General features: G+C 72.8%; 17 protein-coding genes. 6 read left to right on the top strand and 11 right to left on the bottom strand.

From position 1 onward, the window contains the following. The first annotated feature begins 29 nt into the window (after positions 1-29). Positions 30-1,796 (top strand): sensor histidine kinase, encoded by a 1,767-nt coding sequence (locus tag ABLE68_RS10605; RefSeq protein ID WP_348871289.1) that lies wholly within the window; start codon positions 30-32, stop codon positions 1,794-1,796. A 1-nt stretch (position 1,797) separates the two neighbouring features. On the opposite strand, the gene ABLE68_RS10600 is transcribed toward ABLE68_RS10605, so the two are convergent. The 3 genes from ABLE68_RS10600 to ABLE68_RS10590 all read right to left on the bottom strand — a co-directional run bounded on the left by ABLE68_RS10600 (position 1,798) and on the right by ABLE68_RS10590 (position 4,112). Further along, positions 1,798-3,135 (bottom strand): dipeptidase, encoded by a 1,338-nt coding sequence (locus ABLE68_RS10600; protein ID WP_348871288.1) that lies wholly within the window; start codon positions 3,133-3,135, stop codon positions 1,798-1,800. A gap of 78 nt (positions 3,136-3,213) precedes the next feature. Further along, entirely contained in the window at positions 3,214-3,552 is a 339-nt protein-coding gene (locus tag ABLE68_RS10595) for a sterol carrier family protein (protein WP_348871287.1), read from the bottom strand. Continuing rightward, entirely contained in the window at positions 3,552-4,112 is a 561-nt protein-coding gene (locus ABLE68_RS10590) for an ArsR/SmtB family transcription factor (protein WP_348871286.1), read from the bottom strand. Before ABLE68_RS10590 ends, ABLE68_RS10595 begins: the two co-directional genes overlap by 1 nt. Before the next feature lie 68 nt (positions 4,113-4,180). Here ABLE68_RS10590 and ABLE68_RS10585 point away from each other — a divergent pair, with 68 nt between their 5' ends. Both ABLE68_RS10585 and ABLE68_RS10580 read left to right on the top strand, forming a co-directional pair. Further along, positions 4,181-5,443 (top strand): MFS transporter, encoded by a 1,263-nt coding sequence (locus tag ABLE68_RS10585; protein ID WP_348871285.1) that lies wholly within the window; start codon positions 4,181-4,183, stop codon positions 5,441-5,443. Between the two features lie 26 nt (positions 5,444-5,469). After that, positions 5,470-6,318, top strand: coding sequence for an SCO6745 family protein (locus tag ABLE68_RS10580; RefSeq protein WP_348871284.1), 849 nt, complete (start codon positions 5,470-5,472; stop codon positions 6,316-6,318). Here ABLE68_RS10580 and ABLE68_RS10575 read toward each other — a convergent pair. The 3 genes from ABLE68_RS10575 to ABLE68_RS10565 are packed head-to-tail and all read right to left on the bottom strand — an operon-like array spanning position 6,315 to position 8,918. Then, a complete protein-coding gene (locus tag ABLE68_RS10575; protein WP_348871283.1) occupies positions 6,315-7,265 on the bottom strand; it encodes a helix-turn-helix transcriptional regulator in 951 nt (316 codons plus the stop codon). The genes ABLE68_RS10580 and ABLE68_RS10575 overlap by 4 nt on opposite strands. Before the next feature lie 25 nt (positions 7,266-7,290). Beyond that, a complete protein-coding gene (locus tag ABLE68_RS10570; RefSeq protein ID WP_348871282.1) occupies positions 7,291-7,956 on the bottom strand; it encodes an SAM-dependent methyltransferase in 666 nt (221 codons plus the stop codon). Further along, the gene (locus tag ABLE68_RS10565) at positions 7,953-8,918 is read right to left on the bottom strand and encodes an NAD(P)/FAD-dependent oxidoreductase (RefSeq protein WP_348871281.1); all 966 of its coding nucleotides are present in this window, start codon (positions 8,916-8,918) and stop codon (positions 7,953-7,955) included. The genes ABLE68_RS10570 and ABLE68_RS10565 overlap by 4 nt, the downstream gene beginning before the upstream one ends. A 67-nt stretch (positions 8,919-8,985) precedes the next feature. Here ABLE68_RS10565 and ABLE68_RS10560 point away from each other — a divergent pair, with 67 nt between their 5' ends. Together ABLE68_RS10560 and ABLE68_RS10555 are read left to right on the top strand one after the other, a co-directional pair. Then, complete coding sequence (locus ABLE68_RS10560; protein WP_348871280.1) at positions 8,986-9,549, top strand: helix-turn-helix domain-containing protein; 564 nt, start codon at positions 8,986-8,988, stop codon at positions 9,547-9,549. A gap of 10 nt (positions 9,550-9,559) precedes the next feature. After that, complete coding sequence (locus ABLE68_RS10555; protein ID WP_348871279.1) at positions 9,560-10,162, top strand: hypothetical protein; 603 nt, start codon at positions 9,560-9,562, stop codon at positions 10,160-10,162. A gap of 4 nt (positions 10,163-10,166) precedes the next feature. On the opposite strand, the gene ABLE68_RS10550 is transcribed toward ABLE68_RS10555, so the two are convergent. From ABLE68_RS10550 to ABLE68_RS10535, 4 genes are all read right to left on the bottom strand, one after another. Continuing rightward, complete coding sequence (locus ABLE68_RS10550; RefSeq protein ID WP_348871278.1) at positions 10,167-10,847, bottom strand: alpha/beta hydrolase family protein; 681 nt, start codon at positions 10,845-10,847, stop codon at positions 10,167-10,169. Positions 10,848-10,960: 113 nt separating this feature from the next. Then, positions 10,961-13,222 carry a phosphoribosylformylglycinamidine synthase subunit PurL gene (gene purL, locus ABLE68_RS10545; RefSeq protein ID WP_348871277.1) on the bottom strand — a complete coding sequence of 754 codons (2,262 nt, stop codon included), beginning with the start codon at positions 13,220-13,222 and terminating at the stop codon, positions 10,961-10,963. Between the two features lie 72 nt (positions 13,223-13,294). Further along, positions 13,295-13,558, bottom strand: a complete 264-nt coding sequence (locus ABLE68_RS10540) for a hypothetical protein (protein ID WP_348871276.1) — start codon at positions 13,556-13,558, stop codon at positions 13,295-13,297. A 65-nt stretch (positions 13,559-13,623) separates the two neighbouring features. Beyond that, complete coding sequence (locus ABLE68_RS10535; RefSeq protein WP_348871275.1) at positions 13,624-14,172, bottom strand: TetR/AcrR family transcriptional regulator; 549 nt, start codon at positions 14,170-14,172, stop codon at positions 13,624-13,626. Positions 14,173-14,293: 121 nt separating this feature from the next. Here ABLE68_RS10535 and ABLE68_RS10530 point away from each other — a divergent pair, with 121 nt between their 5' ends. Continuing rightward, positions 14,294-15,772 (top strand): MFS transporter, encoded by a 1,479-nt coding sequence (locus ABLE68_RS10530; RefSeq protein ID WP_348871274.1) that lies wholly within the window; start codon positions 14,294-14,296, stop codon positions 15,770-15,772. Between the two features lie 20 nt (positions 15,773-15,792). Here ABLE68_RS10530 and ABLE68_RS10525 read toward each other — a convergent pair whose 3' ends face one another. Next, the gene (locus ABLE68_RS10525; protein ID WP_348871273.1) at positions 15,793-15,996 is read right to left on the bottom strand and encodes a hypothetical protein; all 204 of its coding nucleotides are present in this window, start codon (positions 15,994-15,996) and stop codon (positions 15,793-15,795) included. Positions 15,997-16,126 lie beyond the last annotated feature (130 nt).

The raw sequence follows: 16,126 nt of genomic DNA, 5'->3' as shown, positions 1-16,126 counted from the left end.
TCACGTCCCGGTCTCACTAGGATCGGCCCGTGTCCGACGAGCCCGTCTTCGAGCGTCCGGTCCGCGGGTCGCGGTGGGCCGACGACCAGGCCCGGGACGCCCTGCTGCCGATCATCGAGACCCTGGCCGCGGTCACCGGCTTCGACGTGATCGGCGTGAGTGCGGTGCGCGACGACGGCTACCTCCACCTCCTCTCGGTCGTGGGTCCGGCCGATGCCCGGGAGGCGCTCGTCGACAGCCTCGCGCCGGCGGACCCGCTGGTCGACGCGCTGGGCGCTGCCGACGACTGGGGCGCGTTGAGGTGGGTCCCGCACGACCGGCACCAGCTGGACATCGACCGCTGGGGCTGGACCTCCGGCCTCTCCCGGGAGAGCGTGCCGGGCGCCTGGCACCCGGAGGACATCCTGGTCGCGCCCATGCACCACCCGGACGGCGCGCTGCGGGCCGTGCTCGGCTTCGACTCGCCCCGCGACGGCATGGTGCCCGTGGGCGCCGACCGCCTGCTCCTCGAGACGTACGCCGCCCAGGCGTGCCGCGCGATCGAGGCGATCCTCGACCGGGCACGCCTCGCCGAGCAGATCCGTCTCGCGAGCGCCGCGGCCGACATCGTCCGTCGCGCGAGCGGGTCGATGTCCGCCGCCGAGGTGCTCGCCGAGTGCGGTCCGGCCATCGTCGACGGCTTCCGCGCCCAGGCACTGTGGACCCAGCTCGTCGGCGAGGCCCCGCGGGCCGTCCACGACGACACCCCGGTCCCACCGACCTCGACCCTCGTCGAGATCCTCCAGCGGTACGCCGCAGCCGCGTGGTCGAGGCAGCACGTCGGGGTGTTCGCTCCCGACCGACCCGCTCCTCCCCCGCTCACCGACGCGGACGTCGCGGAGCTGCTCGGCTTCCTCGCGTCGACCGGCGGCGGGGCCGAGTCGATGCTCGTCGTACCTCTCGGGGCCGGGCCCGACCACCTCGGCTGGATCGCGATGACCCGGGGGGCGGGAGGCGCCGAGTGGAGCGAGGGCGAGGCCCAGGTGGCTCTCGACATCGGCCGTGACCTCGGGCGGGCCCTCGCCAGCGCCGACAACCTCGAGCGCGAGCACCGGCTGGTGCAGGAGCTGCAGGAGCTCGCCGACTACAAGAGCCACCTGATCGCCACGGTCTCCCACGAGCTGCGGACGCCGCTGACCAGCATCGTCGGGTTCCTCGAGCTGCTCGAGGACGACCCGGGTCTGTCCGACAGCTCCCGTTCGGCCGTCGAGGCGATCCAGCGGGGCAGCCTGCGCCTGTCCCGCGTCGTCGAGGAGCTGCTGGTGCTGCACCGGGTCGTGGACGGCGACCCGGCCACGGCCACGACCGTCGACCTGGCGCCGCTGGTCACCGACTGCGTGGCGCTCCACGCAGGACCGGCGGAGGGTCGGGACATCACGCTCACCGCCGACGTGTCCGACCGGCCGGTCCTGGTGCTCGGCGTCGCGCACGAGCTCGAGCACCTCGTCGCCAACCTCGTCGGCAACGCCGTGAAGTACACCCCCGACGGCGGCCACGTCCACGTCGTGCTGGGCTCCGCCGACGGCGAGGTGCTGCTCACCTGCACCGACGACGGCATCGGGATGTCCGAGGCCGACCAGGCCCACGTGTTCGACGAGTTCTACCGCTCCGCGGACCCGGCCGCGGCGCACCGCACCGGCACCGGCCTGGGACTGGCGATCGTGCGACGCGTCGTCGACCGGCTCGGTGGCCGGATCGAGCTGGAGTCGGCGCTCGGCCGGGGCAGCACCTTCCGGGTCCGCCTGCCGGCAGCCTGACCTACGGCGCGAGGTTGCGGAGCAGCAGCGCCTCGGCGAGCACGACCTTCTCGAACTCCGCGAGGTGCAGGCCCTCGTTGGCTCCGTGGGCGCGGGTGTCGGGGTCCTCGACGCCGGTGACGAGCACGCTCGCCTCCGGGAAGGCCTCGAGGAACTCGGCGATGAACGGGATCGAACCGCCGACGCCCATGTCGACCGGCTCGGTGCCGTCCCAGGCCTCGGTGAAGGCGGCCCGCGCGGCGTCGTACGCCGGACCGGTGGCGTCGATCTGCGTCGCCTCGCCGGTGTCGACGACCGTGTGCGTCAGGGTCGCGCCCCACGGCACGTGGGCCTCGAGGTGGGCGATGAGCTTCTCGAGCGCGTTGGCGGTGGTGTCGCCAGGCGCGATCCGCAGCGAGATCCGGGCCTTCGCGGCCGGAACCAGCGTGTTGCTGGCGCCAGCGACCTTGGGGGCGTCGAGGCCGGTGATGCTCAGCGCCGGCTTGGTCCAGAGCCGCTCGACGGTCGACCCGGTGCCGATCCACTCGATGCCGGGCGCCCCGCCGGACTCGGCCCGCAGCCGCTCCTCGGGGTAGTCGACGTCGGCCGCGGGACCGCTGTGCAGGCCGGCGATCGCGACGTCACCGGCGTCGTCGTGGAGGGTGCTGATCACCCGGGCGAGCGTCATCAGGGCGTCCGGGACGAGACCGCCCCACATGCCGGAGTGGACCGCGTGGGTGAGGGTGCGGACCTCGATGTCGACGCGGACCAGGCCGCGCAGGCTGGTGGTGAGCGCCGGCACGCCGATGTCCCAGTTGCCGGAGTCGGCGATCACGATGACGTCGGCCTGGAGGCGCTCCTGGTACATGCCCAGCAGCTCGACGAGCGTGTCGGAGCCGACCTCCTCCTCACCCTCGATGAAGAGACGCACGGTGACGGGCAGGTCGTCGCCGAAGACCCGCAGGGCCCCGACGTGCGCCAGGATGCCGGCCTTGTCGTCGGCGGCGCCGCGGCCGTAGAGCCGGCCGTCGCGCTCGGTGGGCTCCCACGGCGCGGAGTCCCAGTCGGCGTGGTCGTTCTCGGGCTGGACGTCGTGGTGGGCGTAGAGCAGCACCGTCGGCGCACCCTCCGGGCCCTTCTTCTCCCCGATCACGGCGGGCGGCGCTCCGTCGTACGCCCGCACGATCTCGACCGAAACGCCCTCGGCGGCGAACAGGTCGGCCGTCGCCTGAGCGCTGCGCTCGACCTCGCCCAGTCGCTCGGGGTCGGCGCTGACGGACTGGATCCGGACCAGGTCCTCGAGGTCGCTGCGGACCCCCGGAAGGACGGCCTGGACCCTGCTGCGGATGTCGTCGCTCATGCTGGCCAACCTATCGCTGGGGTAGTCACGGACGTTGTGGTGGTCCTGCGGACGATTTCGCCACCACAACGTCCGTGACTACCCCTCCAACGGGAGGTACGGCGCCAGGTCGGCACGCTGACCGCTCGCGAGCACCCGGGCGGACGACTCGGCGTCGGACCAGGAGAGGTCGCCTGTGGCGAGGGCGATCCAGGTCGCGGCGTCCATCTCGACGACCGCGGGCGGGGTGCCCCGGGTGTGCCGGACACCCGGGATCACCTGCACGGCGGCGTACGGCGGGACGCGCACCTCGACCGAGTGGCCGGGTGCGCGCTCCTCGAGGACGGCGAGGAAGTGCTTGGTGAGGGCGCGCAGGTCGCCGCTCTCGGTGGCTGCGTCGAGGTCGGCCGGCGCGAGGCGTCGGAGCCGGGCGGGCATCAGTCGTCCTCCGGACGCTCGGGGTAGGGCTGGATCATCTGGTAGACCGAGTAGGTCGACCGGTCGTCGTCGCTGCCCTGGGTGCGCTCCCGCCACCGCTGCAGGACGGCACCCAGCTCCTCCATCAGCTCGCCGGCCTCGTCCTGCGACAGCCGCAGGGCGGAGTCCGAGAGGCTCCGGCGGCTGTGGGGGTCGGGCGCGGTGAGCGCCTGGTCGACGAGGAAGTGGCCCCAGGCGACGGCGTTGCGGCGGAAGACCTCCCACGCCGCCTGCCCACCGGGCTGGTCCAGCATGTCCTGGGTCCGGAAGTTGATGCCGTCGGCGACCGTGAGCCGCCAGACCCGGTCGCGCTTGTCGCGTGCCTCCTCCGGCGCCTCCTCGACCAGGCCGTACTTCGCCAGCTGGCGCAGGTGGAAGCTCGCCTGGTTGGCCGGGATGCCGAGCATCCGGGCGATGTCGGCGGCCCGCATCGCGCCCGAGGCGTGCAGCTCGGCGAGGATCCGGTTGCGGGTGGGGTGGGCGATCGCGCGGAGGATGCGCGGGTCGTCGTACATCGCCATGAGCGCAGCCTAGCCGAATTCCGCACGCACTATTGCGCAACACTAGTTGCGCAACATATCGTGCGGATATGACCTCCTACCGCGCGCTGGCTCGCAACCACGACTTCACCGTGCTCTGGGTCGGCCAGACGATCAGCGAGCTGGGCAGCCGGATCAGCACCTTCGTCTTCCCGCTCGTCACCTTCGCGATCACCGGCTCGGCGCTGACCGCTGCCGCCGCCGAGGCGGTCTACCTGCTCGGCTTCGCCGCGACACTCCTCCCCGCAGGCGTGCTCGCCGACCGCGTCGACCGGCGCCGGCTGATGCGCTGGTCGAGCGGCAGCGGGGTCGTCCTCTACAGCTCCCTCGTCGCGGCCGGCGTCGAGGACGCACTCACGGTCCCGCACCTGCTGGTCGTCGCCCTGCTCACCGGTGGCGCGGCAGGCATGTTCGCGCCGGCGGAGATGTCGGCCGTGCGGAGCGTCGTCCCCTCCGACGACCTGCCCACCGCGCTCTCGCAGAACCAGGCCCGGCAGCACGTGGCCGGCCTCGTCGGCGCACCTCTCGGCGGTGTCCTGTACGCCGTGACCCGGTGGCTGCCCTTCGCCGCCGACGCGGTCAGCTTCGCGCTCTCGTGGGTGCTGCTGGGCCGGATCCGCGCCGACCTGTCGGCGCCCGTGAGCGACCGGCCGCGGCGTCGGCCCCGCCAGGACCTCGCCGAGGGCTTCACGTTCATCGCGAGCCGCCCGTTCTTCCGGGTGATGATGGTCTGGTCGGCACTGGCGAACCTGGCGGTCAACGCCCTCTTCTTCGCGGCCGTCCTGCGGCTGATCGACGGCGGGTTCCCGGCGTTCCAGATCGGCCTGGTCGAGACGGCGGCCGGCGTCTTCGGGATCCTCGGTGCGGTCGTCGCCCCCTGGCTCATCGACCGCGTCCCCACCGGCCGGCTGACCGTCGCCGTCGCGTGGAGCTTCGTCCCGCTCGTGCTGCCGATGGTCCTCTGGAACAACCCGTTGGTCGTCTCGATCGCCCTCTCGCTCGGCCTCTTCCTCAACCCCGCGGGCAACGCCGGCATCGGCTCCTACCGGGTCGCGATGACGCCGCCCGAGCTCCAGGGCCGCGTGCAGTCGACGATGCAGTTCGTGTCGATGTCGACGATGCCGCTCGCCCCGGTCCTCGCCGGTGCGCTGCTGACCACGGCCGGGGGAGGTACGACGATCGCCGCGCTCGGCCTGCTCGCCGCCGCGGTCGCGCTGATCCCGACGCTGTCGCACGCCGTACGCCGGGTGCCGCGTCCGGTCGCCTGGGCGACGAGCCCCGCCGAGTCCCGGCTCGAGCCCGTGGCCGCATGAGGGCAGCCACCAGGTAGACATGGGGCATGGACCCCCACCTCTCCGGCCGGACCGCCCGCTCGCTCGAGACCCTGCACTCGCTGGGCTACTTCGCTCCTGAGGTCGAGGCCGAGCTCGTCGCTCTCGGCATGCGCAAGGGCCGGGCGACCTACTTCGCGTCCAGGTCCGCCGCCATGGGGCGGGTCGGCCCCGGGACCGTCACCGCGACCTTCTTCGTCTTCAAGCCGGCCCTCGTCGCCAAGCTCATCCCGGCCGCGTGGGACGCCGCCGAGCCCCAGGCCGTCGTGGCCGCGCGCCTGCGCGGCATCGACGCGGCGTACCGCCGGCTGCTGGGCGACGACGCCGTCGCCGCACCCGAGATCGCCGAGGCCGCGGAGCTGACGCGCACCGCGGTCGCGGCCTGCGACCCGGCGGGGCGTCCGTTGTACGCCGGGCACGCGGACCTCGACTGGCCCGACGAGCCCCACCTCGCGCTGTGGCACGGGCTGACGCTGCTGCGGGAGTACCGCGGCGACGGGCACATCGCCGCGCTGCTCTCCGCCGGGCTGACCGGCATCGAGGGGCTGGTGACACACACGGCGACCGGCACCGGGTTCACCGTGCCTGCCGCCCAGCTGACCCGCGGCTGGAGCGAGGACGAGTGGGCGGCGACGGTCGCCGGTCTGGCCGAGCGCGGACTGATGACGTCGGACGGCGCGCTGACCCAGGACGGCCTCGACCTGCGGGACCGCATCGAGTCGGCCACGGACGAGATGGCGGCCGCTCCCTGGGACCTGCTGGGCGAGGCCGGCACCGCGCGGCTCGGCGAGATCGGGAAGCCGCTGGTGCGGGCTGCGATCGCCGCCGGCGCGTTCCCGGGCGGGGTCTTCGCCTAGGCTCCGGCCGACCGCGCGAACCGCCCGGCGACCCGGGCGACGAGGTCGACCAGCTCCTGCGGCTCCTCGACGGTGAAGTCCAGGTCGAGGTGGGCGAGCACCATCATCGGCCAGTCGAGGGTGTCGGTGTTCATGGTCATCACGCAGCCGTCGCCGTCGGGCTCGATGCCGGCCCAGCGCCCGGCGTACGACGTCACCTCGTCGAGCCCGGATGCGAACCGGACGCGGACGGCGTACCGCTGCGGCATCGACTGGATGCCGGCCCGCACGAAGGCGGGTGCGTCCTCGGCGGGCAGCTCGCGCGGCCGGAACCGCTGGCCGGTCGCCTCGGGCTCGGCGACCCGGTCGACCCGGAACGAGCGCCAGTCCTGGCGGTCGCGGTCGTAGCCGACGAGGTACCAGCGCCGGCCGAGCGAGACGAGCCGGTGCGGCTCGACGCGACGCGCGCTCGGGTCGCCCGCGCGTGCGGTGTAGCCGAAGGTCACCAGCTCGTCGTCGCGGCAGGCCTGGGCGAGCGTGGTGAGGACACCGGCATCGAGCTGCGGTCCCCCACCCCACGGCACCCCGTCGGTCTGGGAGCGCAGCGCGTCCATCTGCCGGCGCAGGCGCGGGGGCATCAGGCCGATCACCTTGGTGAGCGCCTGGATCGACGTCTCCTCCAGACCGGCGACCGCGCCGGACGCGGTGGTCCGCAGCCCGACGGCGATCGCGACGGCCTCCTCGTCCTCCAGCAGCAGCGGCGGCAGCGAGCCGCCGGCCCGCAGCTGGTAGCCGCCCGAGACCCCGCGGACGGCATCGACGGCGTACCCCAGGTCGCGGAGCCGGTCGATGTCACGTCGCAGGGTCCGCGGGCTCACCTCGAGACGTTCGGAGAGCTCGCCCCCCGGCCAGTAGCGATGGGTCTGAAGCAGCGAGAGCAGGCGCAGCATCCGGGCACTCGTGGACATGGTCCGACGGTACGCCCGAATGCGGTCAGTTCCTGACCGCTACCAGCACCGCGTCGGTGACCGCGTGGGTCTCGCCGTTGCGGGTCTCGCTGCGCTTGCGCGCCTCGGCCCGGACGTCGAACCGCTCGGCGTCGACCGCGGGAGCCAGCTCGTCCGCGGTGAACATGACGCCGGGCATCGACCACCGCAGCCCGGTGTGCTCGTCGTCGGGGTGATGGCCGGCGACCAGCAGGGTGCCGCCCGGAGCGACCGCCTCCGCCATCTGGGCGGTGGCGTCGAGCATCCCGTGGTCGAGCAGGTGCAGGAAGCACGACGTGACGAGGTCCCACTGCTCACCCTCGGCCGACCAGGCCCGCAGGTCGGCCTGGCGGAACTCGATCCGGTCGGCGACGCCGCGCTCGGCCGCGTGCTCGGCCGCCTTGCGCAGCCCGGCTGCGGAGAAGTCGATCGCGGTCACCTGCCACCCCTGCTCGGCCAGCCAGATCGCGTCGCCGCCCTCGCCGCAGCCCAGGTCGACGGCCCGGCCGGGCTGCAGGTCGCTCGCGACGGCGACCAGCACGGCGTTGGGCCGGCCGCTCCAGGTGCGGCCCTCGCCGCCGTACCGCTCGTCCCAGGACGGCTGCTCGAAGTGCTCGCGGGTGAGCTCGCCGTGGCCGCCGTGCTGGTGCTGGTGCTCGTGGTCGTGGCTCATGCGCTCTTCCTCCGGTGGTCCTCGACCGCAGCGGCGGTCTCCTCCTGGATCAGGTCCATGTTGATCATGGCACCCGCGTTGAGACCGCCGGCGGCGGCCGAGATGACCTGCGCGCGCAGGTCGGTGACGTTGCCGGCGAGCCAGACGCCGGGCACCGTGGTGGCGCCGTTGGGGTCGGACGGCACGGCGTAGCCGAAGACCACGCCGTTCATCTCCACCGCCTGCGGCTCGAGGCCCAGCGACGACAGCAGGTCGGAGTTGGCCACGAGCTGCGGGCCGGCGACGAGCGCCTCTCGGGCAACGACCTCACCGGACTCCAGACGTACGCCGGCCAGGCGGTCGTCCTCGACGACGACCCCGGCGACCGCGCCCTCGACCACGGCCACCCCGCGAGCGGCGAGCCGCTCGGCGTCCTCCGCCTCGAGCGCCAGCTGGTCGTTGAGGAAGAGGGTGACGTCGTCGGTCCACTGACCCCAGAGCTGGGCACCGTGCACGGCGAAGGCGTTGCTCGCGATGATGCCGATGGCCTGGTCGCGGACCTCGAAGCCGTGGCAGTAGGGGCAGTGCAGGACGTCGCGGCCGAACCGGTCAGCGAGGCCCGGAATGTCGGGCAGCACGTCGGTCAGGCCGGTGGTCACCAGCAACCGGCGGCCGACGACGGTCGTGCCGTCGTCGAGGGTGAGCGTGAAGCCGGACCCGGTGCGCTCAGCCGTGGTGGCGCGCGCCTGCCGGACCTCCACGCCGTACGCCGCGACCTCCTGCCGACCGATCGCGAGCAGCTCGGCGGGCGGGGTGCCCTCCCGGCCCAGGTAGTTGTGCACGTGGCTCGCCGGTGCGTTGCGGGGGTCGCCCGCGTCGACCACCAGGACCGAGCGACGGGCGCGGCCGAGGGCCAGCGCTCCGCTCAGTCCGGCGGCTCCGCCACCGACGACGATGACGTCGAAGCTGTGTGTGTTCTCCATGTCGCCGAGTGTGCGGGCCGGTTCGCCGTATTGACAACTTTCGTTGCCGGAATGGCAAACTTTCGGCATGAGCGAGCTCGAGGACGTCCTGGAGGCGGTGGGTCCGCGGCTGCGGGCCGCGCGCATCGAGCGAGGCGCGACCCTGGCCGAGCTGGCCGAGTCGACCGGCATCTCCGTGAGCACGCTGTCGCGTCTCGAGTCGGGCCAGCGCAAGCCGACGCTGGAGCTGCTGCTCCCCCTGGCACGCGCCCACCAGATGCCGCTCGACGAGCTGGTCGACGCCCCCGAGACCGGCGACCCGCGGGTGCGCGCGAAGCCGATCACCCGGCACGGCCGCACCTACATCCCGCTGACCCGCCGGCCGGGCGGGCTGCAGGCGTTCAAGGTGATCTTCCCGAAGGACGACCGCCTGCCCTCGACCCTGGCCACCCACGAGGGCTACGAGTGGCTCTACATCCTGTCCGGCCGGCTCCGGCTGGTCCTCGGCGACCAGGACCTGGTGCTCCAGGCGGGCGAGGTGGTCGAGTTCGACACGCGGACGCCGCACTGGCTCGGCAACCCCGGCCCGCACCCCGTCGAGGTGCTCGCCCTCTTCGGCCCCCAGGGCGAGCGGATGCACGTGCGCACCTAGTCTTTCAGTCGTGAACGAGGGTGACCGCCTGGCCGACTGGCTCGAGAGCCTCGGCCTCGCCGACGCCCTGGCCGAGGCCGGGCTGCCGACCTTCACCCGCGACTCCGCGGGCCACGCGACCTGGAGCGATCCCGACCGGATCGAGGAGCTCGACCGGCTGCTCCACAGCGAGGGCAGCGAGCCCGAGCACGCCGTACCGGTCGGCCTGCTCCTGATCGCCCGCCAGGCCAAGCTCCGGGCGGCGCTGCTCGAGTCCCCGTGGCACACCTACGAGACGTTGGCGCAGCTGCGCGGCGCGTCCGTCGACGCGACCCGCTTCTCGGTGCACAAGGCCCAGCAGACCCACCGGTTGCTGGTCGTGCCGGTCGAGGAGCGCGTCGTCGTGCCGGCCTTCCAGCTCACCGACGACGGCGAGGTCAGGTCCGACATCGCGCCGCTGCTGGAGCCGCTGCTGTCCGCGAGGATGGATCCCTGGCGCGCGTGGGCCTGGCTGACCCAGCCGGCTGCCCTCACCTTCGGACGGGCCCCGGCCGAGGCCGTCACCGACCCCGAGCTGACCGACCTCGTGCTGCACGCAGCCGTGCGCCTGGCCGAGCGGGTGCGGGCCGGCTGATCCCTCAGACCAGCGTCTCCAGGTGGGCGAGCGTCGTGGCCCAGGCGTCGGAGTCGGGGTCGACCACGACGAAGTGGTCGCCGTCGACCTCGACCAGCTCGGCCGTCGCGCCGGCGGCCCGCGCCGCGGCGACGTAGGCCTTCGACTGGGTGAGCGGGACCGTGTCGTCAGCCGTGCCGTGGATGCACCAGACCGGGACGTCGAGGGGCACCTGCTGGATCGGGTCGATGTCGGCATCGGCCGGGCCGAACGGGTGCCCGAGGAACAGCTCGACCGCGCCACCACCGAGCCCCTCGTCGTACGCCGCCTGGAGGTCGAGGACCCCGGCCTGCGAGACGACATGGGTGAGGCCACCGTGGCCGGCCGCCCAGGTGACGAGGTGCCCGCCCGCCGAGTGGCCGATCCCGACGACGGTGTCGGCCTTCACCGGCAGCGCGTCGATCGCGGCGCGCACGTCGGCGAGCGTGTCGGTCGCGCCGGTCCGGCGGTACTCGATCGCCCAGGTGGCCCAGCCCGCCTCGACGAGGCTCGGGACCAAGGGAAGGGCGTACTCGATGCCGTACTCCGGCTTCCAGAAGCCGCCGTGCACGACGATCGCGACCCCCCGCGGGTCACCCTCCGGCAGCGTGAGCTCGGCGTACTGGCTCGGGTCGTCGCCGTACGTGACCGTGCGCTTGCCTGTCATCGGTCTCTCCTCGTCTCGCCCGCAGGCCGCCGCGATCGCGGCGACCGCCGGCAGCATCAGGAGGGTACGACGGCGCATGGGAGTGGTTCGGCGCCGCCGCCCGTTCAGGTGGGTCAGGCCAACGCAGCAGGCAGCGTCGCGGTCCAGGCCCGACGCAGCTCGGTGAGCGGCAGGTCGAACTGCGCGTCGACCGCCACCGACTCACCTCCGGTGATGCCGAGCGCGGTGATCGCGACGCCGGCCTCCTCGGCCAGCTCCACGAGCCGCTCCGCGTCGCCGTCGGGGACGGTGACGAGCACCCGCCCGGCCGACTCGCTGAAGAGCGCGACGAACGGGTCGCCGGGCACCGAGACGGAGACGCCGACGTCGTGGCGCAGCGAGGCCTCGACCAGCGCCTGCGCGAGACCGCCGTCCGACAGGTCGTGGGCGGAGGTGATCAGCCCGACGGCGTCGTGCAGCAGCACCGCGAGCCGCTGCTCAGCGGCGAGGTCGACGGCTGGCGGCAGGCCACCCAGGTGACCGTGCACGACGTGCGCCCACTCGGAGCCGGAGAGCTCCTCGCGGGTCTCGCCGAGCAGGAAGACCCGCTCGCCACCGGCCGACCAGGCCGACGGCGTACGACGGGTGACGTCCTGGATCACGCCGAGCACGGCGACCACCGGCGTCGGCAGGATCGCGGTCTCGCCGGTCTGGTTGTAGAGGCTGACGTTGCCGCCGGTGACCGGGATGCCGAGCTCGAGGCACCCGTCCTTGAGACCGCGGCACGCCTCGGCGAACTGCCACATCACGGCCGGGTCCTCCGGCGAGCCGAAGTTGAGGCAGTCGGAGATCGCGAGCGGCACGGCGCCACCGGTGGCGACGTTGCGGTAGGACTCGGCGAGCGCGAGCTGCGCTCCGGTGTAGGGGTCGAGCAGCGCGAAGCGGCCGTTGCAGTCGGTCGACGCCGCGACGCCGAGGTTCGTCTCGTCGTCGACGCGGATCATCCCGCTGTCGCTGGGCTGCGAGAGCACGGTGTTGCCGCGCACGTAGCGGTCGTACTGGTCGGTGATCCACGACTTGTCGCAGAGGTTCGGCGAGGCGACCAGCGCGAGCAGGGTGTCGCGGAGCTCTGCGCCGGTGCCGGGACGCGGCAGCCGCTCGGCGGCGTCGGCCTGGACGTCGTCCTGCCAGTCGGGGCGGGCGAAGGGGCGGTGGTACGTCGGGCCGTCGTGGGCGACCGATCGCGGGGGTACGTCGACCACGCGCTCGCCGTGCCAGTCGATGTGCAGCCGGCCGGTGTCGGTGACCTCGCCGACGACGACCGCCTCGACGTCCCACTTCGCGCAGATGCCCATGAACGCGGCGACGTCGCCGGGCTCGACGACGGCCATCATCCGCTCCTGCGACTCGCTCATCAGGATCTCCTCGGGCGCGAGCGTCGAGTCACGCAGCGGGACCCGGTCGAGCTCGACGTGCATGCCGCCGTCGCCGGCGGACGCGAGCTCGGAGGTCGCGCAGGAGAGCCCGGCGCCGCCGAGGTCCTGGATGCCGGCGACCAGGCCGGCCGCGAAGATCTCGAGGGTGCACTCGATGAGCAGCTTCTCCATGAAGGGGTCACCGACCTGGACGCTGGGCCGCTTCGCGGGACCGTCGGCGTCGAAGGTCTCCGAGGCCAGCACCGAGACACCGCCGATCCCGTCGCCGCCGGTGCGGGCGCCGTACAGGATCACCTGGTTGCCGACGCCGCTCGCCTTGGCGAGGTGGAGGTCCTCGTGGCGCAGGACGCCGACGCAGAGCGCGTTGACCAGCGGGTTGCCGAGGTAGGTCTCGTCGAAGACCGCCTCGCCACCGATGTTGGGCAGCCCGAGCATGTTGCCGTAGCCACCGACGCCGGCCACGATCCCCGGCAGCACGCGCTGGGTGTCGGGCGCGTCGAGCGGGCCGAAGCGGAGCGGGTCCATCACGGCGACCGGCCGCGCGCCCATCGCGAGGATGTCGCGGACGATGCCGCCGACCCCGGTCGCGGCGCCCTGGTAGGGCTCGACGTACGACGGGTGGTTGTGCGACTCGACCTTGAACGTGACCGCGTAGCCCTGACCGATGTCGATGACACCGGCGTTCTCCCCGATGCCCGCCAGCATCTTGCCGATCGGCGTCTCCTGCGGGATCTCACTGAACTGCTTGAGGTGCACCTTGGAGCTCTTGTAGGAGCAGTGCTCGCTCCACATCACGGAGTACATCGCCAGCTCGGAGCTGGTCGGGCGACGGCCGAGGATCTGACGGATCTCGGCGTACTCGTCGGGCTTCAGCCCGAGGTCGGCCCAGGGCTGTTCGCGCTCGGGGTCCTCGCTGGCGACGGCGACGGTGTCGAGATGGGCAATGCGAGTCTCTGGCACGCCCTCAATCTACCGGTCGCGACACGGGCGCCCGCACGGCGGATGAGGTGCGAGAAAGCTGGGCGACGAGCCTCAGGGCACGGCGAAGAGGAAGAAGCCGCTGGCGAGGCCCTCGACGTAGCGCTGGAGCTGCCGGTCCATCTCCGGCCCACGGCCGGCCGGGGTCTCCTCCAGGGCGACGACCGCGCCGACCGGCAGCGGGAGCCCGACCTCGACCAGGGCGCTGCGCGTGTCGCCGTACAGGCGATCTCGGAACCGCGAGTCCTGCAGGATCCGAGAGATCAGCGCTTCCCACACGCGGACGAACGCCGCGCGGTCGAGGGTCTCCGTCTGCATCGCCCATTCCTACGGGATCGGGGCCCGCGGACCCAGACGGTCTAGCCGAGAGGTCTAGCAGTGCACTAGCGGAGCAGGCCGTCGGCGACGACCTCGAGCATCGGGCGTACGGCGGCCACGTCGAGCTCGCTCTGGTCGGCGACCGTGGCGATGCCGCCGACGAGCCGGCAGACCTGGATCGTCTCGACCCCGTCGCGCAGGGCCCCGTCGGCACGGAGCCGCTCGATCACCCGGTCGTTGGCGTCGGCGAGGACCCCGCACTTGGTGCGGATCGGGGAGTCCGGGTTGCCCATCGCCGAGGTGATCTTCGCCGGGCCGCCGCGGTGCTGGCTGATCAGCCCGACGTACTCCTCGAACCAGTTGATCAGCAGGTCGCGGTCGGAACCCTCGTGGGTGAGCGCCTTGTCGGTCGTCTCGGTGACCCGGAGGACCCAGGACTGCATGACGGCATCGAGCAGCGTCTCGCGGTTGGGGAAGTGGCGGTAGAGGGTGCCGGGTCCGACGCCGGCGCGCTTCGCGATCTCGTCGAGCGAGGCGTCGTACCCCTGCTCGCGGAAGACCTCACGCGCGACCTCGACGATGCGGTCGTAGTTGCGCTGGGCGTCGGCACGCACGGAATTTTTCTCCCTCGGGCTTGCTAAACGGAGACTGTCTCCGTATCGTTCTGGGTGAAGCGGAGGAACCCTCCGGATCTACTGTACCTCGGCCCACGAGGCCAGAACAGGAATCTCCACCATGTCTGTGAACACCACCTCCCCCACCCGGGACCACACCCAGGACCTGCCCAGCGAGCTCCCGCCGAACGCCGGCCGTGCAGCCGCGGGCATCGCCATCGTCCTGGTCGCTCAGCTGATGATCGTCCTCGACGCCACCGTGGTGAACGTCGCCCTGCCCCGCATCGACGCCGACCTGAGCTTCGGGCCCGCGTCCCTGTCGTGGGTCCTCAACGCCTACACCCTCGCCTTCGGCGGCCTGCTCCTCCTGGGCGGCCGGCTCGGCGACGTCTTCGGCCGGCTCCGCGTCTTCGAGATCGGGCTGGCCACCTTCACGATCGGCTCCGCCCTCGGCGGCCTCGCCCAGACCCCGGGCCAGCTCGTCGCGGCCCGCACCCTGCAGGGTGTCGGAGCGGCCCTCGCCGCGCCGAGCGTGCTCGCCCTGCTCACCACCAGCGCCCCCGACGAGGCTGCGCGCAACCGGGCCCTCGCCCTCTTCGGCGCCGTCTCGTCCGGTGGCGCCTCGATCGGCCTGATCCTCGGCGGCCTGCTCACCGACGTCGGCTCGTGGCGCTGGACGCTCTTCATCAACGTGCCGCTCGGCATCGCCGTGCTGCTCCTCGCCCGTCGCTTCGTCACCGAGACGGCCCGCCGGCCCGGCCGGTTCGACCTCGTCGGCGCCGCCAGCGCGACCATCGGGGCGGTCTCGATCGTCTGGGCGCTGATCGGCGCCCCCGACCACGGGTGGACGTCCGTCCGCACCATCGGCGGGATCGTCATCGGCGTCGCCGCCCTGCTCCTCCTGGCCCGCACCGAGACGCGCCACCCGCACCCGATGGTCCAGCCCCACCTGGTGAAGAACCGACGCCGTGTCTCCGCGCTGGCGGTGATGGCGCTCGTGATCGGTGCCAACCTGTCGATGTTCTTCCTGGTCGTGCAGTACGCCCAGAAGGTGCTGGAATTCGGTCCGCTCGCGTCCGGCTTCGCGTTCCTGCCGTTCAGCCTCGGCATCTTCGGGATGTCCCGGCTCACGCCGTGGCTCATCGGCCGGGTCGGCGCGCGCGCCATGCTGGTGACGGGCACGGCCGCCATGACGATCGGCTACGCCTGGCTCAGCGCGGCCGGCGCCGACGGCACCTACTGGGGCTCGGTCTTCGGGCCGATGCTCATCGCGGGTCTGGCCACCGGCCTGGTCTTCATGCCGATCTCGGTGACGGTGCTCGGCGGCGTCGAGCCCGAGCACGCCGGGTCGGCGTCCGGACTGCTGCAGACCACGCAGCAGCTCGGCAGCGCAGTCGGCATCGCCGTGATCGTGTCGGTGTACGCCGCCGGCGCGGTGCCCGGTGAGTTCGTGCCCGGACTGCAGGCCGCGTTCCTGACCGCGGCCGGCTTCACCGCGGCCGCCCTGGTCGTCTCGGCCATCGCGCTCCGGCCGCAGCGGGCCGCAGCACCGGTGGTCGTCGACGCCGAGATCGAGGCCATGGCGGCAGAGGCCGCCTGACCCTCGGGCCACTCAGTGGATCAGCGGGCTCCCGCGTCGGCGAGGGCCTGCTGATCTGCGTCCGACGGCAGCCACGGCACCGTCTCGACGAGTGGCGTCCAGCGCCGGCCGTTCCACCACCAGTGGCCGTCGAGGCTCGCCAGCGGCGTCCCTCCCTCGGCCGGGTCGGCGTGGAAGTGCGGCAGCATGCCCAGGAACGGCAGCGTGCTCCAGATGTCCTCCATGATCGTGTCCCCCCACTCGATCAGAACAAGGGGACCAGCCTGGCGCCGTTCGCTGCGCGCGCGCAGCGTCTTGAGCAAACCTTGGGGTTCGCACGCTCGATCGGGGCAGGAACTTGGCTCGAATGCTGTG

The organism is Nocardioides pollutisoli (genome assembly GCF_040045055.1).
GTDB lineage: Bacteria > Actinomycetota > Actinomycetes > Propionibacteriales > Nocardioidaceae > Nocardioides > Nocardioides tweenelious.
The sequence above is the reverse complement of the archived record's forward strand: the minus strand, read 5'-3'. Positions and strand labels throughout refer to the sequence as shown.